This window comes from Bradyrhizobium sp. CCBAU 051011 (assembly GCF_009930815.1).
GTDB lineage: Bacteria > Pseudomonadota > Alphaproteobacteria > Rhizobiales > Xanthobacteraceae > Bradyrhizobium.
In genome coordinates this window covers 4,011,348-4,027,584 of record NZ_CP022222.1, presented here as the reverse complement: position 1 = coordinate 4,027,584, position 16,237 = coordinate 4,011,348, and the positions used below count along the sequence as shown (strand labels likewise).

The window sequence follows — 16,237 nt, the reverse complement described above, 5'->3', positions numbered from 1 at the left end:
GCTATAGATTCTTCAGGCTCGCATACAATGCCAGTCCGAACAGCGCCACCGCGCCCAGCACGAAGCCAAGCACGAACATGCCAAAGCCGCGCCCGCGCGGCTTTTTTTCCACGACCGGCTCGGCGGCCGCGGGCGTTGCCACCATCGCATGCTCGCGCTCGATCATGCGGCGCGCGACATAGCCGGTGACGGCGTCGACGATAACAGGCACGTCATGCGACTCGACGATCACGATGCGGCCGAAGCGCGTGTCCTGCACGAAGCGGTAGATGCGCTTGTCGCGTCCCATCACGATATGCGCGACCACGTCGATCCACAGCCGCGGCGTCTCGCCCTGGCTGACGCCGCGATCGAACAGGTCGATCTGCTCCGGCACCTCGGCGAACAGGGGATCGAGCGCCTCGTTCAGAATCTCGAGCCGGGCGACCTCGGCATCGCGCAGTTCGACCACGACGCCGGTGCGGTCGGCAGCTTCGATGCGGGCCTGGCGCAGCGCGTCGCGCAGCCTGGTCGGTCGCATGTCTCGGGCTTCGTTGCCGGTATTTTGCGCGTTTGACATCGGGAGCCGCCTTTATCCTGCGAGGGTTAGCCCGATTAACCTAGCAGTAACCATGCCTTGCGCAATGGTTGTTTGTTTTCAATAGCTTACCACTCCACAGAGTTCAGAGCCCCCGGCGAGAGCCCTCACCCCGACCCTCTCCCCGCAAGCGCGGGGAGAGGGAGACGAGCCCAGGGCACCCCTTTGCGAACGCAAACGGCCCCACCCGGTTTTCCGGATGGGGCCGCCTGTCCTTGGCGTTTCCCTAGGCGTTATTGGCAGCAGCCGCTCAGGCCGAGATGCGCGAGGGCTCTTCCACGATGGAGAAGCGTACGCCGGCCTTGTGACGGTTCTCTTCCGACACGACGCGCCAGGCGTCCTCGGCTTCCTTGCGGGTCTTGAACGGACCCTGAACCTGGGCGGAGCCTTCCACGAGCTTGTGGAAGTTCATCGAGCCGAACTCGCCGCCAATCACCCAGAAATTGCTGCCTTTGGTCATGGTAGTCTCCTGTTGTCCAAGTAGCGTGATCAATTCCAGCGTTAGCCGAACTGGTTCATCGTATTGTGGGCGCCGCCCGCCTTCAGAGCGGCTTCACCGGCGAAATATTCCTTGTGCTCGTCGCCGATATCGGAGCCCGCCATGTTCTGATGCTTGACGCAGGCGATACCCTGACGGATCTCCTGGCGCTGAACATTCTTCACATAGCCCAGCATGCCCTGCTCGCCGAAATACTCTCTTGCCAGATTGTCAGTCGACAGAGCTGCCGTGTGATAGGTCGGCAACGTGATCAGATGGTGGAAGATACCAGCACGCTTTGCCGAATCGGCCTGGAAGGTGCGGATGCGCTCGTCGGCTTCAATGGCCAGCGGCGTATCGTCGTATTCCGGCTTCATCAGGTCGGCGCGGTTGTACTTGCTGACATCCTTGCCGGCTTCCTTCATCGCGTCGTAGACCTGCCAACGGAAGTTGAGCGTCCAGTTGAACGACGGCGAGTTGTTGTAGGCCAGCTTCGCATTCGGAATCACCTCGCGGATGCGGTCGACCATCTTGGCGATCTGCTCGATATGCGGCTTCTCAGTCTCGATCCACAGCAAGTCGGCACCGTTCTGCAGCGAGGTGATGCAGTCGAGCACGCAGCGATCTTCGCCAGTGCCGGGGCGGAACTGGTAGAGGTTGCTGGCAAGCCGCTTCGGACGCATCATCTTGCCGTTACGGTTGATGATGACATCGCCATTCCTGGCGTTGGCGGCCGTCACTTCCTCGCAATCCAGGAAGCTGTTGTACTGGTCGCCGATGTCGCCGGGCTTGTGGCTGACGGCGATCTGCTGCGTGAGACCGGCGCCGAGCGAGTCGGTGCGGGTCACGACGACGCCGTCTTCGATGCCCAGTTCAAGGAAGGCATGACGGCAGGCGCGGATCTTTGCCAGGAACACCTCGTGCGGCACCGTCACCTTGCCGTCCTGGTGACCGCACTGCTTTTCGTCGGAGACCTGATTCTCGATCTGCAGGGCGCAGGCGCCCGCTTCGATCATCTTCTTGGCGAGCAGATAGGTCGCCTCGGCATTGCCGAAGCCGGCATCGATGTCGGCGATGACGGGCACGACATGGGTCTGGAAGTTGTCGACCTTTTCAATCAGTTCCTTTTCCTTCGCCTTGTCGCCTGCCTTGCGGGCGACGTCGATAGCGCGGAAGATGTCGTTGAGTTCACGGGAGTCCGCCTGACGCAGGAAGGTGTAGAGCTCTTCGATCAGCGCCGGCACCGAGGTCTTCTCGTGCATCGACTGGTCGGGCAGCGGTCCGAACTCGGAGCGCAGCGCCGCGATCATCCAGCCGGACAGATACAGGTAGCGGCGATCGGTCTTGCCGCCGAAGTGCTTCTTGACCGAGATCAGCTTCTGCTGCGCGATGAAGCCGTGCCAGCAACCCAGCGACTGGGTGTACTTGGTGGGATCGGCGTCATAGGCCGCCATATCGGCGCGCATCAGCGCCGCGGTGTAGCGGGCGATGTCGAGGCCGGTCTTGAAGCGGTTCTGCAGACGCATCCGTGCCACGGCTTCGGCGGTAACACCGTTCCAGGTCGGCTTGGTCTTGAGGAGCGCTTGAGCAGCTTCAATCTCGCTGAGATAGGAAGCCGGTCCCTGGATGCTGATCCCACGTGGCTGGTAGTTCATGTGCTGTTCCTTCAATCGACATTCTTGACAGTGCGTTGCGAAACGTCCCGAGAGATAAACGCCAAAATCTCCAATTCGCATAGGCTGCTTGATTTCGAATGGTGATGTCATGTAACATATGAACTTGTCACATTTGTTATATTGTAAATTTTGTCACAAAATGGGTAAGGGAACTGCCTATTCTCCCTCGCCCCGCTCTTGCGGGGAAAGGGTCGGGGTGAGCGCTCTCTCCGCGCATTCGGACTCGCGGAGAGAGCCCCTCACCCGTCGCCGCGCGCCGGCCTCTCCCCGCGCGCGGGGAGAGGCGGAACCCACTGCAAGAGCTAGGAACAACGTCATGGCCACCGACTCCGGAAAGAAGCTTTTCGTCGGGCCCCGCTTCCGGCGGATCCGCCAGCAACTCGGGCTGTCGCAGACCCAAATCGCCGAGGGCCTGGGTATTTCGCCGAGCTATATCAACCTGATAGAACGGAACCAGCGCCCGGTGACGGCGCAGATCCTGCTCCGGCTGGCCGAGACCTATGACCTCGATCTGCGCGATCTCGCGACCGCCGATGAGGACCGGTTCTTTGCCGAACTGAACGAGATCTTTTCCGATCCGCTGTTCCGGCAGATTGACCTGCCGAAACAGGAACTGCGCGACCTCGCGGAACTCTGCCCCGGCGTGACCCATTCGCTGCAACGGCTCTATGCGGCCTATACCGAGGCCCGCCGCGGGGAGACGCTGGTGGCGGCGCAAATGGCCGACCGCGACGAGGGCGCGCGGTTCGAGGCCAACCCGATCGAGCGCGTGCGCGACCTGATCGAGGCTAACCGCAATTATTTCCCCGAGCTCGAGCAGGCCGCGGAAAATTTGCGTGACGAACTCAACGTCTCCGCCGAGGACCTGTTCGCTGCACTGGCGGCGCGCCTGCGCGAAAAGCATTCGATCGTCACCCGCATCATGCCTGTCGACGTGATGCGCGAGACGCTGCGGCGGTTCGACCGCCATCGGCGACAGCTTCTGATTTCCGAACTGGTCGACGGTTCGGGGCGCGCCTTTCAGCTCGCGCTGCAGATCGGGCTTGCCGAATGCGGCGCTGCCATCGACGCCATCGTCAATCGCGCAGGCCCCCTCGATGACACGCCGCGGCGGCTCTACCGCATCACGCTCGCGAACTACTTCGCCGCCGCTGTGATGATGCCCTATCAGCCGTTCCATAGCGCGGCGGAAACATTGAACTACGACGTGCACGTGCTGGCGCAACGCTTCAATGCCGGCTTCGAGCAGGTTTGCCATCGCCTCACCACGCTGCAGCGGCCGAACGCGCGCGGCGTGCCATTCTTCCTGCTGCGCGTCGACAATGCCGGCAATGTCTCCAAGCGGTTTTCGTCCGGCACGTTTCCGTTCTCGAAATTCGGCGGCACCTGCCCCCTCTGGAACGTGCATTCGACCTTCGACACGCCGGACCGCCTGCTCAAGCAGGTGATCGAACTGCCCGACGGCACACGCTATTTTTCGATCGCACAGATGGTGCGCCGGCCGATCGCCCCGCACCCGCAGCCGCAGCCGCGCTTTGCTATCGGCTTGGGTTGCGAAATCCGTCATGCTTCCAAGCTGGTCTATGCCGCGGGCATGGACCTGGAGAAGGCCGAGGGCACGCCGATCGGCGTCAACTGCCGTCTCTGCGAACGCGAAAACTGCAGCCAGCGCGCCGAGCCGCCGATCACGCGGACCTTGATTTTGGACGAGAACACGCGGCGCCTGTCGTCGTTTGCCTTCTCGAATGCGCGGGAGTTGTGAGGGCCTGCTCGTCATTGCGAGCCAACGGGTCGGCGCGAAGCGCCGCCCGATGACAGGCTCCGCGAAGCAATCCATCTCGCCGCATAGAGAAAGGATGGATTGCTTCGTCGCTTCGCTCCTCGCAATGACGCGGATGGACATGGCTTCGCGCTCCCGCGACGCACCGCGCCCGAGTCATGCTTGAATTCTTCACCCTCGAAGCAGAGGGCGCAGGGAAGGCCGGGTGCTGGCTGGCACCCGCGGTCTCGTGTGCAACAAGCGCTAAAGAAAACGCACACGAGCATACAGGTATCAGCCGAAACAACCGGCCTTCCCTGCGCAATGGTTTTACGGCTTATGCCGTGCTCTCCCCGGAGCCGAATTCCTCTGGCCTCCGTCGCCGGCGAATTGGCGGCTCGCATCGCCCGGTTGAGCTTTGCAAACCTCCGCCAGCTTGACACCAGCCACGGGTGCCAGGACCACACGGTTTTGCCGTACGCAACTGCGTCATTCGTCTGGCGTGCCAGAGATCGCTCACGGGAAAACCCGCCCTGCAATCCGCATCGCTCGCCCGGCGCTGTCGCGTCCATCGCAGCCCGGCCCAACGTTCGTGACGATCGCGATACGCCCCTCTTGCGGGCCGGGATGTCGGGAGTTCTAGGACTGATTTGGGTCTCGCGCGAAGGAGTTTCTTTTTTCGCGCACGACTGGACAGGGCAAATCAGCTTGAAAGGATTGAGAAACTTTTTGTTTTCGCGCAACGGCCTTGGCCTGTAGGGCGGGTTAGCGAAGCGTAACCCGCCGATTCCGCACAGGCGGCGGATTACGCTAGCGCTAATCCGTCCTACGTCGCAGGCTTCATCGCGCCTCCTCAGTATGAGTCTTCGGGCGCGAAGATGAAGATCTGTTCATCAGCATTGCATCGCGCTGTCGCCATCGGGAAAAGGTGGAACCATCGCCGCCAGCGCAGCGTTGCTCGGGTCACCTGCAAGAGGAGAGACCTGCAAGAGGAGAGACCAATGCTGAAGACACTGATCACCGTTTCGACCGTGCTGCTCGCCACCACGGCGTTTGCGCAGACCGGCACGAAGTCTCCGGGTTCTTCTGAATACGCCCCGGGACAGAAGATGCAGAAGGCCAAGACATCGACCGCGCCGGGTGCGTCGGAATACGCGCCGGGACATCAGAAGAAATCGGCGAAGGCCAAGGGCCATTCGGGAAGCGCACCGGGTCAGCAGACCACGACCGGAATGGCTACGAAGAAGAAGAACTAGTTCTACTTGGTCAGCGCGGCCCGGCATCGATGCCGGGCCGTTTTGCGTTCGCGTGTCCGCAGGTTCGATCTTTCTACAGGTCTCCAGCGTCATTGGCGCAGCGCATCAATATACCGCCATCTCCCACCCGGAGAGCCGCGTCTGTGTCCCGCTGGTGACGATCACATTTAAAACGTGGGTATTCCGCAATTTTGCGATGGAACGGCCAAGCCGATTCGCTAGTTTTGAAAACAGCGATTCCCAGAACTCGCGGATGGATGCAGGCCCGATGTTGCGACGCGTCAAGCTGATGAACCCGTTCGAAATCGTCCAGGACCGGATCGCGCCGGAACGGCCGCAGCCGCAACCGGTCGAGCCGAAAGTCGTCAACCGCACGGCCCGTGCCACGCCGGTCTGCGCCGCCTGCGGTTCCGACGACATCATTTGCCACGCCACGGCGCAATGGAGCAACGAGGCGCAGGAATGGCAGCTCGCCAACACTTTCAATCAGCCGGCGCGCTGCAACACCTGCCACAGCGACTGCAACCTGGTGTGGCTGACGCTGAACTAGACGGGGCGGCCGGCAGTCCGTAGGGTGCGTTAGCGAATCGTAATACACTCCTCGTCATGCCCGGGCCTGTCCCGGGCATCCACGTCTTACTTTTCGACGCAGAGATAAGACGTGGATGGCCGGGACAAGCCCGGCCATGACGGCGAGTGATTGCTAGATCTCCGCATACACCTCCAGCAGGTTTCCATCGGGATCCCTGAAGAACAGCGTGCGATGGCCGAAGCTCTGATCGGTCGGCGGCTCGAGCAGATCGACGCCGTGCCGCACCAGTTCGCCGGCGCAGCGATCGACATCCTCGGCGGCAACCTTGAACGCGAGCTGCAGCGACGCACTCCCCGTGGGCGTCGGCGCATCCTTTGCGGTGCGGCTCGGACGCGCGAGCGCGAGCGTGTTGCCGCCGATCTGATATTCGATCCATCCCGCCGACAATTCACGCATCAGCGGAAAGCGGAGCACGCCCTCATAGAAGCTGCGCATCGCCGCCATGTCGCGGACGAAGATGATCGTATGGTCGATGGCGCGGATGGATTGGAAGGGAGATGGCACTTGTGGTTCGCTCACGGCCGGTTTTCCGTCGATGCTTTGATGGTTGGGCGATTGTCGCATGGCTGAAGACGCATCGACAATGCCTTGATCGCGTTCTGCGTAGGGCGGATTAGCGTCGGCGTAATCCGCCGAATGGTGGTGAGGCGGCGGATTACGCTGCGCTAATCCGCCCTACATTCCGTTCGCCTCATCACGACGTTAATCTCGCACAACATCGGTTGCCCAACCGCATGGAAGCTGGGTGACGTGCTGTGGACCCTCTTGAAGGCGTTATCCGTCTCGTCGGCCCTCAGGTGGCTGTTTGGCTGGCCGCTGCATCTCTTCCGCCGCTGGGGTGGATCGTCAGCCGGATCGTGATCCTTCGCAGATGCGGTACTTGAGGATTCGGGCGGCTCTCGCTCGGCGTATTTTTGACGCCCTGCGTTCTGCCGCCGCTGGGTTGGCTGATCTTTAGGTGACGACAACAGCGGTCAGTTCGTAGCCCAGATGAACAAGCCGTTCATCCAGACGACACTTGCCACAATTTCCCGACCACTAGCCGAACGAACAATGGTCCTTCGGGAACGCAGCCCGGCAAGCGCGGTTAGTGACGAGCGCAGCGTCCAGGCGTCAGGCGCCGATGGAATGGCAGCGCGGTGGAAACCTTAAGGAGGCCTCATGTCGCTGGCAACTCCAGACATTGACCGGTCGACGCTCGGCCTGCATTCGCTCGCGCAATACGAGCCGATCATCGGCCGGAAAGCGGCCAACCGGATTGCGGGGAAAGCCGAGCGGGTGGGCACGCTTCGAATCGCCCATGTGAGTTCCACGTTCTATGGCGGCGGCGTCACCGAAATTCTCACCCCGCTGACCCTGATGATGAACGCGATCGGCATCGAGACCGACTGGCACCTGATCCAGGGCACGCCGGCGTTCTTCGGTTGCACCAAGAAACTGCACAACATGCTGCAGGGCGCCGACATCGACTTTCCCGAGGTCGACCGGCAGATCTACGAACAGGTGGTGTTCGAAAACGCCACACGGATTCACCTCGAAGAATGCGATGCGGTGATCGTGCACGATCCGCAGCCGCTGCCGCTGGTGCGCTATATTGCGGAACGGCGGATGCCGTGGTTCTGGCAGTGCCATGTCGATCTTTCCTCGCCGCATCCGCCGACATGGAAGTACCTGCGGCAATTCATTGAGCAGTATGACGCGGCGATCTTTTCATTGCCGGAATATACGCAGAACCTCGGCATCGATGAGTTGTTCGTCACGCCCGCGATCAATCCGTTTTCCGCCAAGAACGTCGAATTGTCCGAGTCCGAGATTTGCGATTGCCTGGTGCAGCACGGCATTCCGCCCGATCGCCCGTTGGTAGCGCAGGTCTCGCGGTTCGACGTGTGGAAGGATCCCAAGGGCGTGATCGAGGCGTTTCGCAAGGCGCGCAAGGAAGCGGACTGCACGCTGGTCCTGATCGGCAATAATGCGAGCGACGATCCCGAAGGCGAAACCATCCTTGAAGATATCAAGCGCTCGATCGACGACAGCATCATCGTGCTCGCCGTCGACGATCCGATCCTGGTGAACGCGCTGCAGCGCCGCGCCGCCGTGGTCCTGCAGAAATCGACCCGCGAGGGGTTCGGCCTCACCGTGACCGAGGCGATGTGGAAGGGCGCCGCCGTGATCGGCGGCAATGTCGGCGGCATCCGCCGGCAGATCGTCGACGGCGAGAACGGATTTCTGGTCGACAGCGTGGATCAGGCGGCGGAACGGATCGTGCAGATCCTGAAGGATCCCGCGTTGCGCCAACAGCTCGGTCACCGTGCCAAGGAAAGCGTGCGCGAAAAATTCCTGATGAGCCGTCTCCTGGAAGATTGGCTGGATATCCTCGCGCGCTATCAGCGGCCGGTATGACGATCGTGCGACGAAAATTCCCGCAAGAGAAGCGGAACGCCTCGCGGCAGAGACACGTTCAACTCCCGGTGCAGGACCGGAGCCTACCTGAAGGGTGAACACCAACATGCGGATCGCGCAGGTCGCTCCCCTCGCCGAAAGCATTCCCCCCAAACTCTATGGCGGCACCGAACGCGTCGTGGCGTGGCTGATCGAGGAACTGGTGAAGCTCGGTCACGAGGTGACGCTGTTTGCGAGCGGCGATTCCAAAACCCGCGCCGAGCTCGAGCCGGTCTGGCCGCGGGCGCTGCGGCTCGGCCGGCCGCGGTCGGACCCGATGGCAGCGCAGGCGGCGCTGCTCGACGCCGTCGCACGACGCGCCAGCGAGTTCGATGTGATCCACGTCCATATCGACTGGCTGCATCTGCCGTTGCTGAGCCGGCTCGGCGTCCCCTTCGTCACCACCACGCATGGACGGCTCGACTTGCCGGGATTTCCCGAGGTCGCGCTGCGCTTTCCCGATGCGCCCTATGTCTCGATCTCCAATAACCAGCGCGAAGCGCTGCCGGAGGCGAAATGGATCGGCACCGTTTATCACGGCCTTCCTGCGACTTCGCTCCGTCCCTCATTGGAGCGTGGGCGCTATCTTGCCTTTCTCGGCCGGCTCACCGCCGAGAAAGGACCCGAGGCCGCCATCCGCATCGCGCGCGCGGCAAAGATGCCGCTGCATATCGCAGCCAAGCTGCCGCGCGGCGAGCGTGCTTTTTTCAAGGAAAAGCTGGAGCCGCAGATCGATGGCGAGCAGGTGCGGCTGACCGGCGAGGTCAACGACAAGACCAAGGAGGAATTTCTCGCCGGCGCCACGGCCCTGCTGTTTCCGATTGATTGGCCCGAGCCGTTCGGCCTTGTGATGATCGAGGCGATGGCGTGCGGCACGCCTGTGATCGCGTTCCGCTCGGGCTCGGTGCCCGAGGTGATCGACGACGGGACCACCGGTTTTGTCGTGGAGAGCGAAGAGCAGGCGATCGAGGCGCTCGGACGTATCGGGGAGCTGGATCGCGGCCGCGTGCGCGCGCATTTCGAGAAGCGGTTCACGTCGGAACGGATGGCGCGGGAGTATGTGCGGCACTATGAGGCGCTGCGGCAGACGAGAAGCGAAAACGTCTTGGAGCGTGCGCGGGTGTAGCCGCCGTAGCCCGCATGAGCGAACGGGTCACGCGAACGCGCGCCCGATGACAGGCTCCGCGATATGCGGGGACGAGTGGCCCCGGATATCGCTTCCGCCTACGCTCGTTGAGCTACGGCGGACAAGTCGCTCATCCGGGCTACGCTTGTTCAAGCCTCAGTTCGCTCCACCCCATATCTTCTCCTCTGTCCAACCCAACTCCGCGAACTCTGCCGCCCGCAGCGGCGCTTCGCCGACCGCGAAGAACTCGTCGAGCTGCGGCGGGCTCACCGACGTGCCGCTGAGCATGGCGTGGGCCTGGCCGCGATGATGCACGTCGTGCTGGAACAGGTGTAGCAGCAAACGGTCCATCCGCTCGCGCTGGATGGAAGTGCCGCGATGCACGGAGACGATGTGCTGCAGTCCGGCGCTATCGAGCGCCTCGACGACCTTGAGTAGACGTTGGTCTACCGCGGCCTGGGCCTTCTTTAGCGCGGTAACTGTCGCACAAGGCTCCTGATCCGCAAAGGCCGCCGGCCCCAGCGTACCTCCTTCCATCGCATCGACGTAAAAGTGGTCGATGATCAGGATGTGGTTGAGCGTGGCGCGCAGGCTCGGAAAGAAGCCGGTTCGTTTCGCGGTGAATTCATCCTGCGACAGCCGAGCGCAGGCGGTGAGCAGCCGGTGGTTTGCCCAGGCGTTGTTGTACGCCATGGCGCGGAAGGGAAGCACGTCGCTCATTTGCGTCGCCGGTCTGTAGCCCGCATGAGCGCAGCGATATGCGGGGAACGATAATGTAGGTCCCGGATTGCGCTGCGCTCCATCCGGGCTACGCTCGCTAACTCACCCCACGATTTCCCCGCCGTCATTGCGAGGAGCGATAGCGACGAAGCAATCCACCTTCTCGATGCCGTGCTATGGATTGCTTCGCTTCGCTCGCAATGACGGTTTGGTCACATACCGTCGTGCACCCTACTCCGCCGCCTCTCGCGTCGGCGCTTCCAGCACTTCCAGCACCTTCGGCGGCGACATCGGAAGCGCATAGAACCGCTTGCCCAGCGCGTTGTAGATCGCGTTCGCCACCGCCGCCATCACAGGGACCAGCGGCACTTCGCCGACGCCCTTGACGCCTTGCGGATGTTTTGGATTCGGGATCTCGACCATGATGCAGTCGAGCATCGGCAAATCCGAGCAGACCGGCATGCGATAGTCGAGGAAGCCGGGGTTATCGACCTTGCCCTCCTTCGTGTAGATGTATTCCTCGTTCAGCGCCCAGCCGATCCCTTGCGCGACGCCGCCCTGGAGCTGACCCTCGACATAGCCGGGATGAATGGCGCGGCCGACATCCTGCACGGCGGTGTAGCGGATCACGCGCGCGATGCCGAGATCGACGTCGACCTCGACGTCGCAGACATGCGTGCCGAAACCGCCGTCTGCTCCTTGCGTGTTGAGTTGCACGCCGGCCCCGATCGGTCCGCCCATCGCGGGCGCCTTCTCGGCGAGTTGTTGCAGCGTTAGCGGCTCGAACTGGCCGGCGTTCGGGCTCACCGGATGCGCCGCGCCCTGCTCCCACTTCACCGCTTCGGGATCGATCTCCCAGATTTTTGCCGCGCGTTCGCGTAAGGTCTGGATGATCTTTTCGGTCGACTGCGTCACCACCATGGAAGAGGCGAACAGCACGCGGCTGCCGCCGGTCAGGTTGGAGAAGCCGACCGTTTGCGTATCGCCGATGATAACGGAGACGCGGCGGTAGTCGATGCCAAGCAGTTCGGCGCAGATGTTGGCAATGCCGGCGCGCGAGCCGCCAATGTCAGGATGCCCCGTGGTGACGACGACGTTGCCGTCCTCGGTGATGTTGACCTGCGCTGAAGATTCGCCGCCGGCGTTGAACCAGAAGCCGCTGGCGACGCCCCTGCCTCGTAGTTTTCCTTGCGGCTTGCCGTGGCCATCGCCGAGCGGCGCGGCGTAATGCGGCGAGTTCTTGGCGGCTTCCACAGTCTCGACATAGCCGATGCGCGGGAAGGTCGGACCGTGCGCGGCTTTGGTGCCTTCCCTCGCGGCGTTCTTCAGGCGGAAGTCGAGGGGGTCCATCTTCAGGGCCTCTGCGACTTCGTCGAGTACGCATTCGACCGCGTAGGCGCCGATCGGCGCGCCCGGCGCCCGATAGGCCGCGACCTTGGAGCGGTTGGAGCAGACGTCAAAACCTTCGGAGAGCAGGTACGGGATGTCGTAGGGCGTGAAGCTGCAGCCCGCGGCACCGCGGATCGGCGAGCCCGGAAAGGCGCCGGCCTGCAGATAGAAGGTACCATGCGCGGCGACGATCTTGCCGTCTTTGGTCGCGCCGATCTTCACCGTGCTCTTCGAGCCTGACGTGGGGCCGGTCGCGCGCATCACTTCCTCGCGCGTCATCACCATCTTCACCGGGCGGCCGGATTTTTTCGCGAGCAGGGTCGCGAGCGGTTCGAGATAGACGATGGTCTTGCCGCCAAAACCGCCGCCGATCTCGGCGGGGATGGCGCGGATGTCGCTCTGCGGGATGCCCGTGAGCATCGACGTCATCGCGCGCACCATGAACTGGCCCTGGCTGGAGCTCCAGATCGTGGTCTTGCCGTCGGGCGCCACCGAGATCAGGCAGGCATGCGGCTCGATATAGCCCTGGTGCACCGGGCGCGTGGTGAAGGTGCGCTCGATGACGACATCGGCCCTCTTGAAACCTTCCGCGATGTCACCCTTCTTGTGCTCGAGGCGGCCGGCGATGTTGGAGGGCTTGCCATCGAACTTGTTGAACTCGTGCAGAATGGGCGCATCAGGCTTGATCGCGTCGTCGATCTCGATCGACCACGGCAGCACTTCGTAATCGACCTCGATCAGCTTGCAGGCTTCCGCCGCGATCGCTTCCGTGGTCGCGGCAACCGCCGCGACGGGATGGCCGGGGAACAGCGCCTTGTCGCGCGCCATCACGTTGCGGCACATCCAGCGCATGTCCTGGATGCCGAGCATGACCGCGCCCTTCTCGATCGGGAAATCGACGATGTCCTTCGAGGTGACGACGGCCTTTACGCCGGGCAGCGCTTCCGCTTTGGCCGTGTTGATCGATCTGATGCGCGCATGCGGATGCGGGCTGCGCAAAACCTTGCCCCAGATCATGCCTGGCATGGTGGTGTCGGCGGCGAACTGGGCGCGGCCGGTGACCTTGTCCATGCCATCAGGCCTGATGGTGCGCTGGCCGATCCACTTGTTGTTGGTGACGACGTTCATTGGGCTGTCTCCCGCGATCTATTGCGCGCGCATTTCGGCAGCGGTTTCCATCACCGCACGGACGATCTTGTCATAGCCGGTGCATCGGCAGAGGTTGCCGGCAAGCCAGAAGCGGACCTCCTCCTCGCTCGGGTCAGGATTCTTCTTCAGCAGCGCATCGGAGGCGACCAGCATGCCCGAGGTGCAGATGCCGCATTGCAGCGCGGCCATTTCCAGAAACTTCTGCTGCAGCGGATGCAGTCTGTCGCCCTGCGCCATGCCCTCGATGGTCCTGATTTCGTGGCCCTCGGACTCGACCGCGAGCATCAGGCAGGAGCAGACCAGCCGATCGTCAAGCGTGATCGAGCAGGCGCCGCAATCGCCGGAGGCGCAGCCTTCCTTGGAGCCGGTGAGATTCAAGGTTCCGCGCAGCGCGTCGAGCATGGTGTCTGATGGCTCGCACAGAAATTCCATCGGCTCGCCGTTGATTGACGTGGTGACGTGAACTTTGGCCATGAAAGTTATTTCCCGATTCAATTTTTCTGGGTCGCGCGTTGGGCAGCGATCGCGGCGGTGCGCCTGAGCAGCACGCCGGCCACCTTGGTGCGGTAGGCGATGGTGCCGCGCTTGTCGTCGATCGGACGGCAGGCGGCGGAGCAGGCAGCGGCGGCCTTTGCCAACGCGGCGTCGTCGAGCTTGGAGCCGATCAGCGCCCTGGCGGCGTCTTCTACCAGCAGCACGGTGGGCGCCACCGCGCCGAGGCCGACGCGGGCTGACGTGACGGTGCCGTCCTTGATCGTGAGGCTGACGCCGACACCGACGACGGCAATGTCCATTTCGGTGCGCGGAATCATGCGCAAGTAAGCGTCGCTAGATCCGGGCGGGCGCGGCGGAAGGGCAAAACTGACGAGGATTTCGCCGGGCTTGAGGTTGGTGCGGCCGGGACCGGCGGGGACATCCTCCACCTTCATGTCGCGGCGGCCGTTCGGCCCCTGCACGGTGACAACGGCGCCGGCCGCAACCATCGCAGGCACGCTGTCGCCGGCGGGCGAACCGTTGCAGAGATTGCCGCCCGCGGACGCCCGGCCCTGCACCTGCTTGGAACCGATCAGGTTGACGGCCTCCAGCACGCCCGGCCAGACCTTGCCGAATTTGCCGTGCTCGGCGAGCGCCATGCCGGAGACGGCCGCGCCGATGCGAAAGCCGCCATCGGCGGTCTGCTCGATCGCCGTCATCTCGGGAATTTTCTTGATGTCGACGATCACGCCGGGCTTGAGCACGCCGGACCGCATCTGCACCAGAAGATCGGTGCCGCCGGCCAGGATGCGCGCGGCGCTGCCGGCCTTCGCGAATGCACCGACCGCTTCGTCAAGCGTATCAGGCGCCAGGTATCGGAGTTCCGTCATGGTCTTCCGCCATCTCCCTCGTTCCGCCCGCCCCGGTGATTGTAGGCTCACCTTCAAAAGTCGGGCAGACGGCAAGCCTACACGGGGAAACGCGGTTGGAACAGCCTGCGAGATCAGGTTGTTACGGCAGGCTCCTATGCGCAAGGCGGGCTTGCGCGGCAGATTGCTCCGAGGCGGGGATCGATCTCCGGCATTGTGAAATTTGCAGGGTGGGCAAAGGCGCCCTTGCGCCGTGCCCACCATCTTGGTTGAACTGGCCACCTTGCTTTGAGATGGTGGGCACGCTTCCGCCTTCGCTCTTCGAGCTACGGCGGACAAGTCGCTTTGCCCACCCTACGATTCCTTTCACCCGGGGACATTGATGCCGCACTTCCGATTCCTCGTTGCTGCCACGGCGTCCCTGTTCCTTTCATCCCTCGCCATCGCCCAGCCGGTCCTTGCTCCATCCCGTCCCGGGCCGAGGCCCGCTGTCGCACCGCTGTCCGGTCAGCAGCCACCGGCCGCCGTTCCACGCGCCCCCCGTGCCGCTTCCTGCCACAACGGCCTGTCGTTCGACCGCTTCCTGGCGGACCTCAAACAGCAGGCCGCCGCGGAGGGCGTGTCGCAGCGCGCGTTGGCCGAAGCCGCGCCCTACCTCGTCTACGACCAGGGCATCGTCAATCGCGACCGCGGCCAGCGCGTATTCGGCCAGGTGTTCACCGAGTTCGCGCGGAACAGAGCGTCCGACGGCGCGGCAAAAAATGCGCAGGCGCGAATCCGGATGCATGCGGCAGCGTTCAACCGCGCCGAGAAGGAATATGGCGTGCCGCCGGCCGTGATCGCCGCATTCTGGGGGCTGGAGAGCAGTTTTGGCGCCGAGCTCGGCAATCTGTCTACGCTGCGCTCGCTGGTGTCGCTGGCGTATGACTGTCGCCGCTCGGAGATGTTCAGCAAGGAAACCATCGCGGCGCTCAAGATCGTCGACCGCGGCGACCTCACGGCAAGCGAGATGATCGGCGCATGGGCCGGTGAGCTCGGGCAAACGCAATTTTTGCCGACGCATTATTTCACCTATGCGGTGGACTATGACGGCGACGGCCATCGCAACCTGCTGCGCAGCGCGCCCGACGTGATCGGCTCGACCGCGAACTACATCGCCACCGGTTTAAAATGGCGGCGCGGCGAGCCATGGCTGCAGGAAGTCCGCGCGCCTGCGAATTTTCCATGGGATCAGGCTGATCTGACGACCAAACTGCCGCGCGCAAAATTCGCGCAGCTCGGCGTCACCTATCCCGACGGCAGGCCGTTGCCGAACGACGACCTGCCGGCGTCGCTGCTAATTCCGATGGGCCGCACCGGACCGGCGTTTCTGGCCTATGCGAATTTCGCCGCCTACACCGAGTGGAACAACTCGCTGATCTATTCGACCACCGCAGCCTATCTCGCCACCCGCATCGCCGGCGCCCCGCCGATGCGCCAGCCGTCGGCGCCGGTGGCGCAACTGCCGCTCAACGAGCTGAAGGAGCTGCAGCAGCTTCTGGTGCGCGCGGGCTTCAATGTCGGCAAGGTCGACGGCGTGATGGGACAATTGAGCCGCACGGCGGTGAAGGCGATGCAGATCAAGTACGGGCTCCCTGCGGATTCCTGGCCGACGGCGGAATTGCTGGCGCGGATGCGCGGGCAGAGCGCCCAGGCGCAGCCTGCCGGCATGGTAATGCCGGCAGCGCGATGAA

General features: G+C 63.2%; 14 protein-coding genes. 6 read left to right on the top strand and 8 right to left on the bottom strand.

Going from position 1 to position 16,237, the window contains the following annotated elements:
- Nucleotide 1 precedes the first annotated feature (1 nt).
- From ACH79_RS18990 to ACH79_RS18980, 3 genes are all read right to left on the bottom strand, one after another.
- Nucleotides 2-559, bottom strand: a complete 558-nt coding sequence (locus ACH79_RS18990; protein ID WP_161852355.1) for a hypothetical protein — start codon at nucleotides 557-559, stop codon at nucleotides 2-4.
- Nucleotides 560-827: 268 nt separating this feature from the next.
- Nucleotides 828-1,037 (bottom strand): hypothetical protein, encoded by a 210-nt coding sequence (locus ACH79_RS18985; protein WP_057838336.1) that lies wholly within the window; start codon nucleotides 1,035-1,037, stop codon nucleotides 828-830.
- Between the two features lie 41 nt (nucleotides 1,038-1,078).
- On the bottom strand, nucleotides 1,079-2,710 hold the full coding sequence (locus ACH79_RS18980; RefSeq protein ID WP_161852354.1) for an isocitrate lyase: 1,632 nt from the start codon (nucleotides 2,708-2,710) through the stop codon (nucleotides 1,079-1,081).
- Nucleotides 2,711-3,047: 337 nt separating this feature from the next.
- Here ACH79_RS18980 and ACH79_RS18975 point away from each other — a divergent pair, with 337 nt between their 5' ends.
- The 3 genes from ACH79_RS18975 (at nucleotide 3,048) to ACH79_RS18965 (ending at nucleotide 6,296) form a co-directional block, all read left to right on the top strand.
- Entirely contained in the window at nucleotides 3,048-4,493 is a 1,446-nt protein-coding gene (locus ACH79_RS18975) for a short-chain fatty acyl-CoA regulator family protein (RefSeq protein ID WP_161852353.1), read from the top strand.
- Between the two features lie 998 nt (nucleotides 4,494-5,491).
- Nucleotides 5,492-5,746, top strand: coding sequence for a hypothetical protein (locus ACH79_RS18970; protein WP_202639268.1), 255 nt, complete (start codon nucleotides 5,492-5,494; stop codon nucleotides 5,744-5,746).
- 268 nt (nucleotides 5,747-6,014) lie between these two features.
- Nucleotides 6,015-6,296, top strand: a complete 282-nt coding sequence (locus ACH79_RS18965; protein ID WP_161852352.1) for a hypothetical protein — start codon at nucleotides 6,015-6,017, stop codon at nucleotides 6,294-6,296.
- A gap of 153 nt (nucleotides 6,297-6,449) precedes the next feature.
- Here the strand turns inward: ACH79_RS18965 and ACH79_RS18960 are convergent, their stop codons facing one another.
- The gene (locus ACH79_RS18960) at nucleotides 6,450-6,857 is read right to left on the bottom strand and encodes a VOC family protein (protein ID WP_371419427.1); all 408 of its coding nucleotides are present in this window, start codon (nucleotides 6,855-6,857) and stop codon (nucleotides 6,450-6,452) included.
- Nucleotides 6,858-7,499: 642 nt separating this feature from the next.
- Between ACH79_RS18960 and ACH79_RS18955 the strand changes: the two genes are divergently transcribed.
- Both ACH79_RS18955 and ACH79_RS18950 read left to right on the top strand, forming a co-directional pair.
- Nucleotides 7,500-8,738, top strand: coding sequence for a glycosyltransferase (locus tag ACH79_RS18955; RefSeq protein ID WP_161852350.1), 1,239 nt, complete (start codon nucleotides 7,500-7,502; stop codon nucleotides 8,736-8,738).
- A gap of 106 nt (nucleotides 8,739-8,844) precedes the next feature.
- Nucleotides 8,845-9,903 carry a glycosyltransferase family 4 protein gene (locus ACH79_RS18950; RefSeq protein ID WP_161856441.1) on the top strand — a complete coding sequence of 353 codons (1,059 nt, stop codon included), beginning with the start codon at nucleotides 8,845-8,847 and terminating at the stop codon, nucleotides 9,901-9,903.
- A gap of 156 nt (nucleotides 9,904-10,059) precedes the next feature.
- Here ACH79_RS18950 and ACH79_RS18945 read toward each other — a convergent pair whose 3' ends face one another.
- The 4 genes from ACH79_RS18945 to ACH79_RS18930 form a co-directional block, all read right to left on the bottom strand.
- The gene (locus tag ACH79_RS18945; protein WP_161852349.1) at nucleotides 10,060-10,623 is read right to left on the bottom strand and encodes a DinB family protein; all 564 of its coding nucleotides are present in this window, start codon (nucleotides 10,621-10,623) and stop codon (nucleotides 10,060-10,062) included.
- A 231-nt stretch (nucleotides 10,624-10,854) separates the two neighbouring features.
- Nucleotides 10,855-13,140 (bottom strand): xanthine dehydrogenase family protein molybdopterin-binding subunit, encoded by a 2,286-nt coding sequence (locus ACH79_RS18940; protein WP_161852348.1) that lies wholly within the window; start codon nucleotides 13,138-13,140, stop codon nucleotides 10,855-10,857.
- Nucleotides 13,141-13,158: 18 nt separating this feature from the next.
- Nucleotides 13,159-13,635, bottom strand: a complete 477-nt coding sequence (locus ACH79_RS18935) for a (2Fe-2S)-binding protein (protein WP_161852347.1) — start codon at nucleotides 13,633-13,635, stop codon at nucleotides 13,159-13,161.
- Nucleotides 13,636-13,652: 17 nt separating this feature from the next.
- Nucleotides 13,653-14,525, bottom strand: coding sequence for a xanthine dehydrogenase family protein subunit M (locus ACH79_RS18930; RefSeq protein WP_161852346.1), 873 nt, complete (start codon nucleotides 14,523-14,525; stop codon nucleotides 13,653-13,655).
- A 361-nt stretch (nucleotides 14,526-14,886) separates the two neighbouring features.
- Here ACH79_RS18930 and ACH79_RS18925 point away from each other — a divergent pair, with 361 nt between their 5' ends.
- Nucleotides 14,887-16,236 carry a lytic murein transglycosylase gene (locus ACH79_RS18925; RefSeq protein WP_161852345.1) on the top strand — a complete coding sequence of 450 codons (1,350 nt, stop codon included), beginning with the start codon at nucleotides 14,887-14,889 and terminating at the stop codon, nucleotides 16,234-16,236.
- Nucleotide 16,237 lies beyond the last annotated feature (1 nt).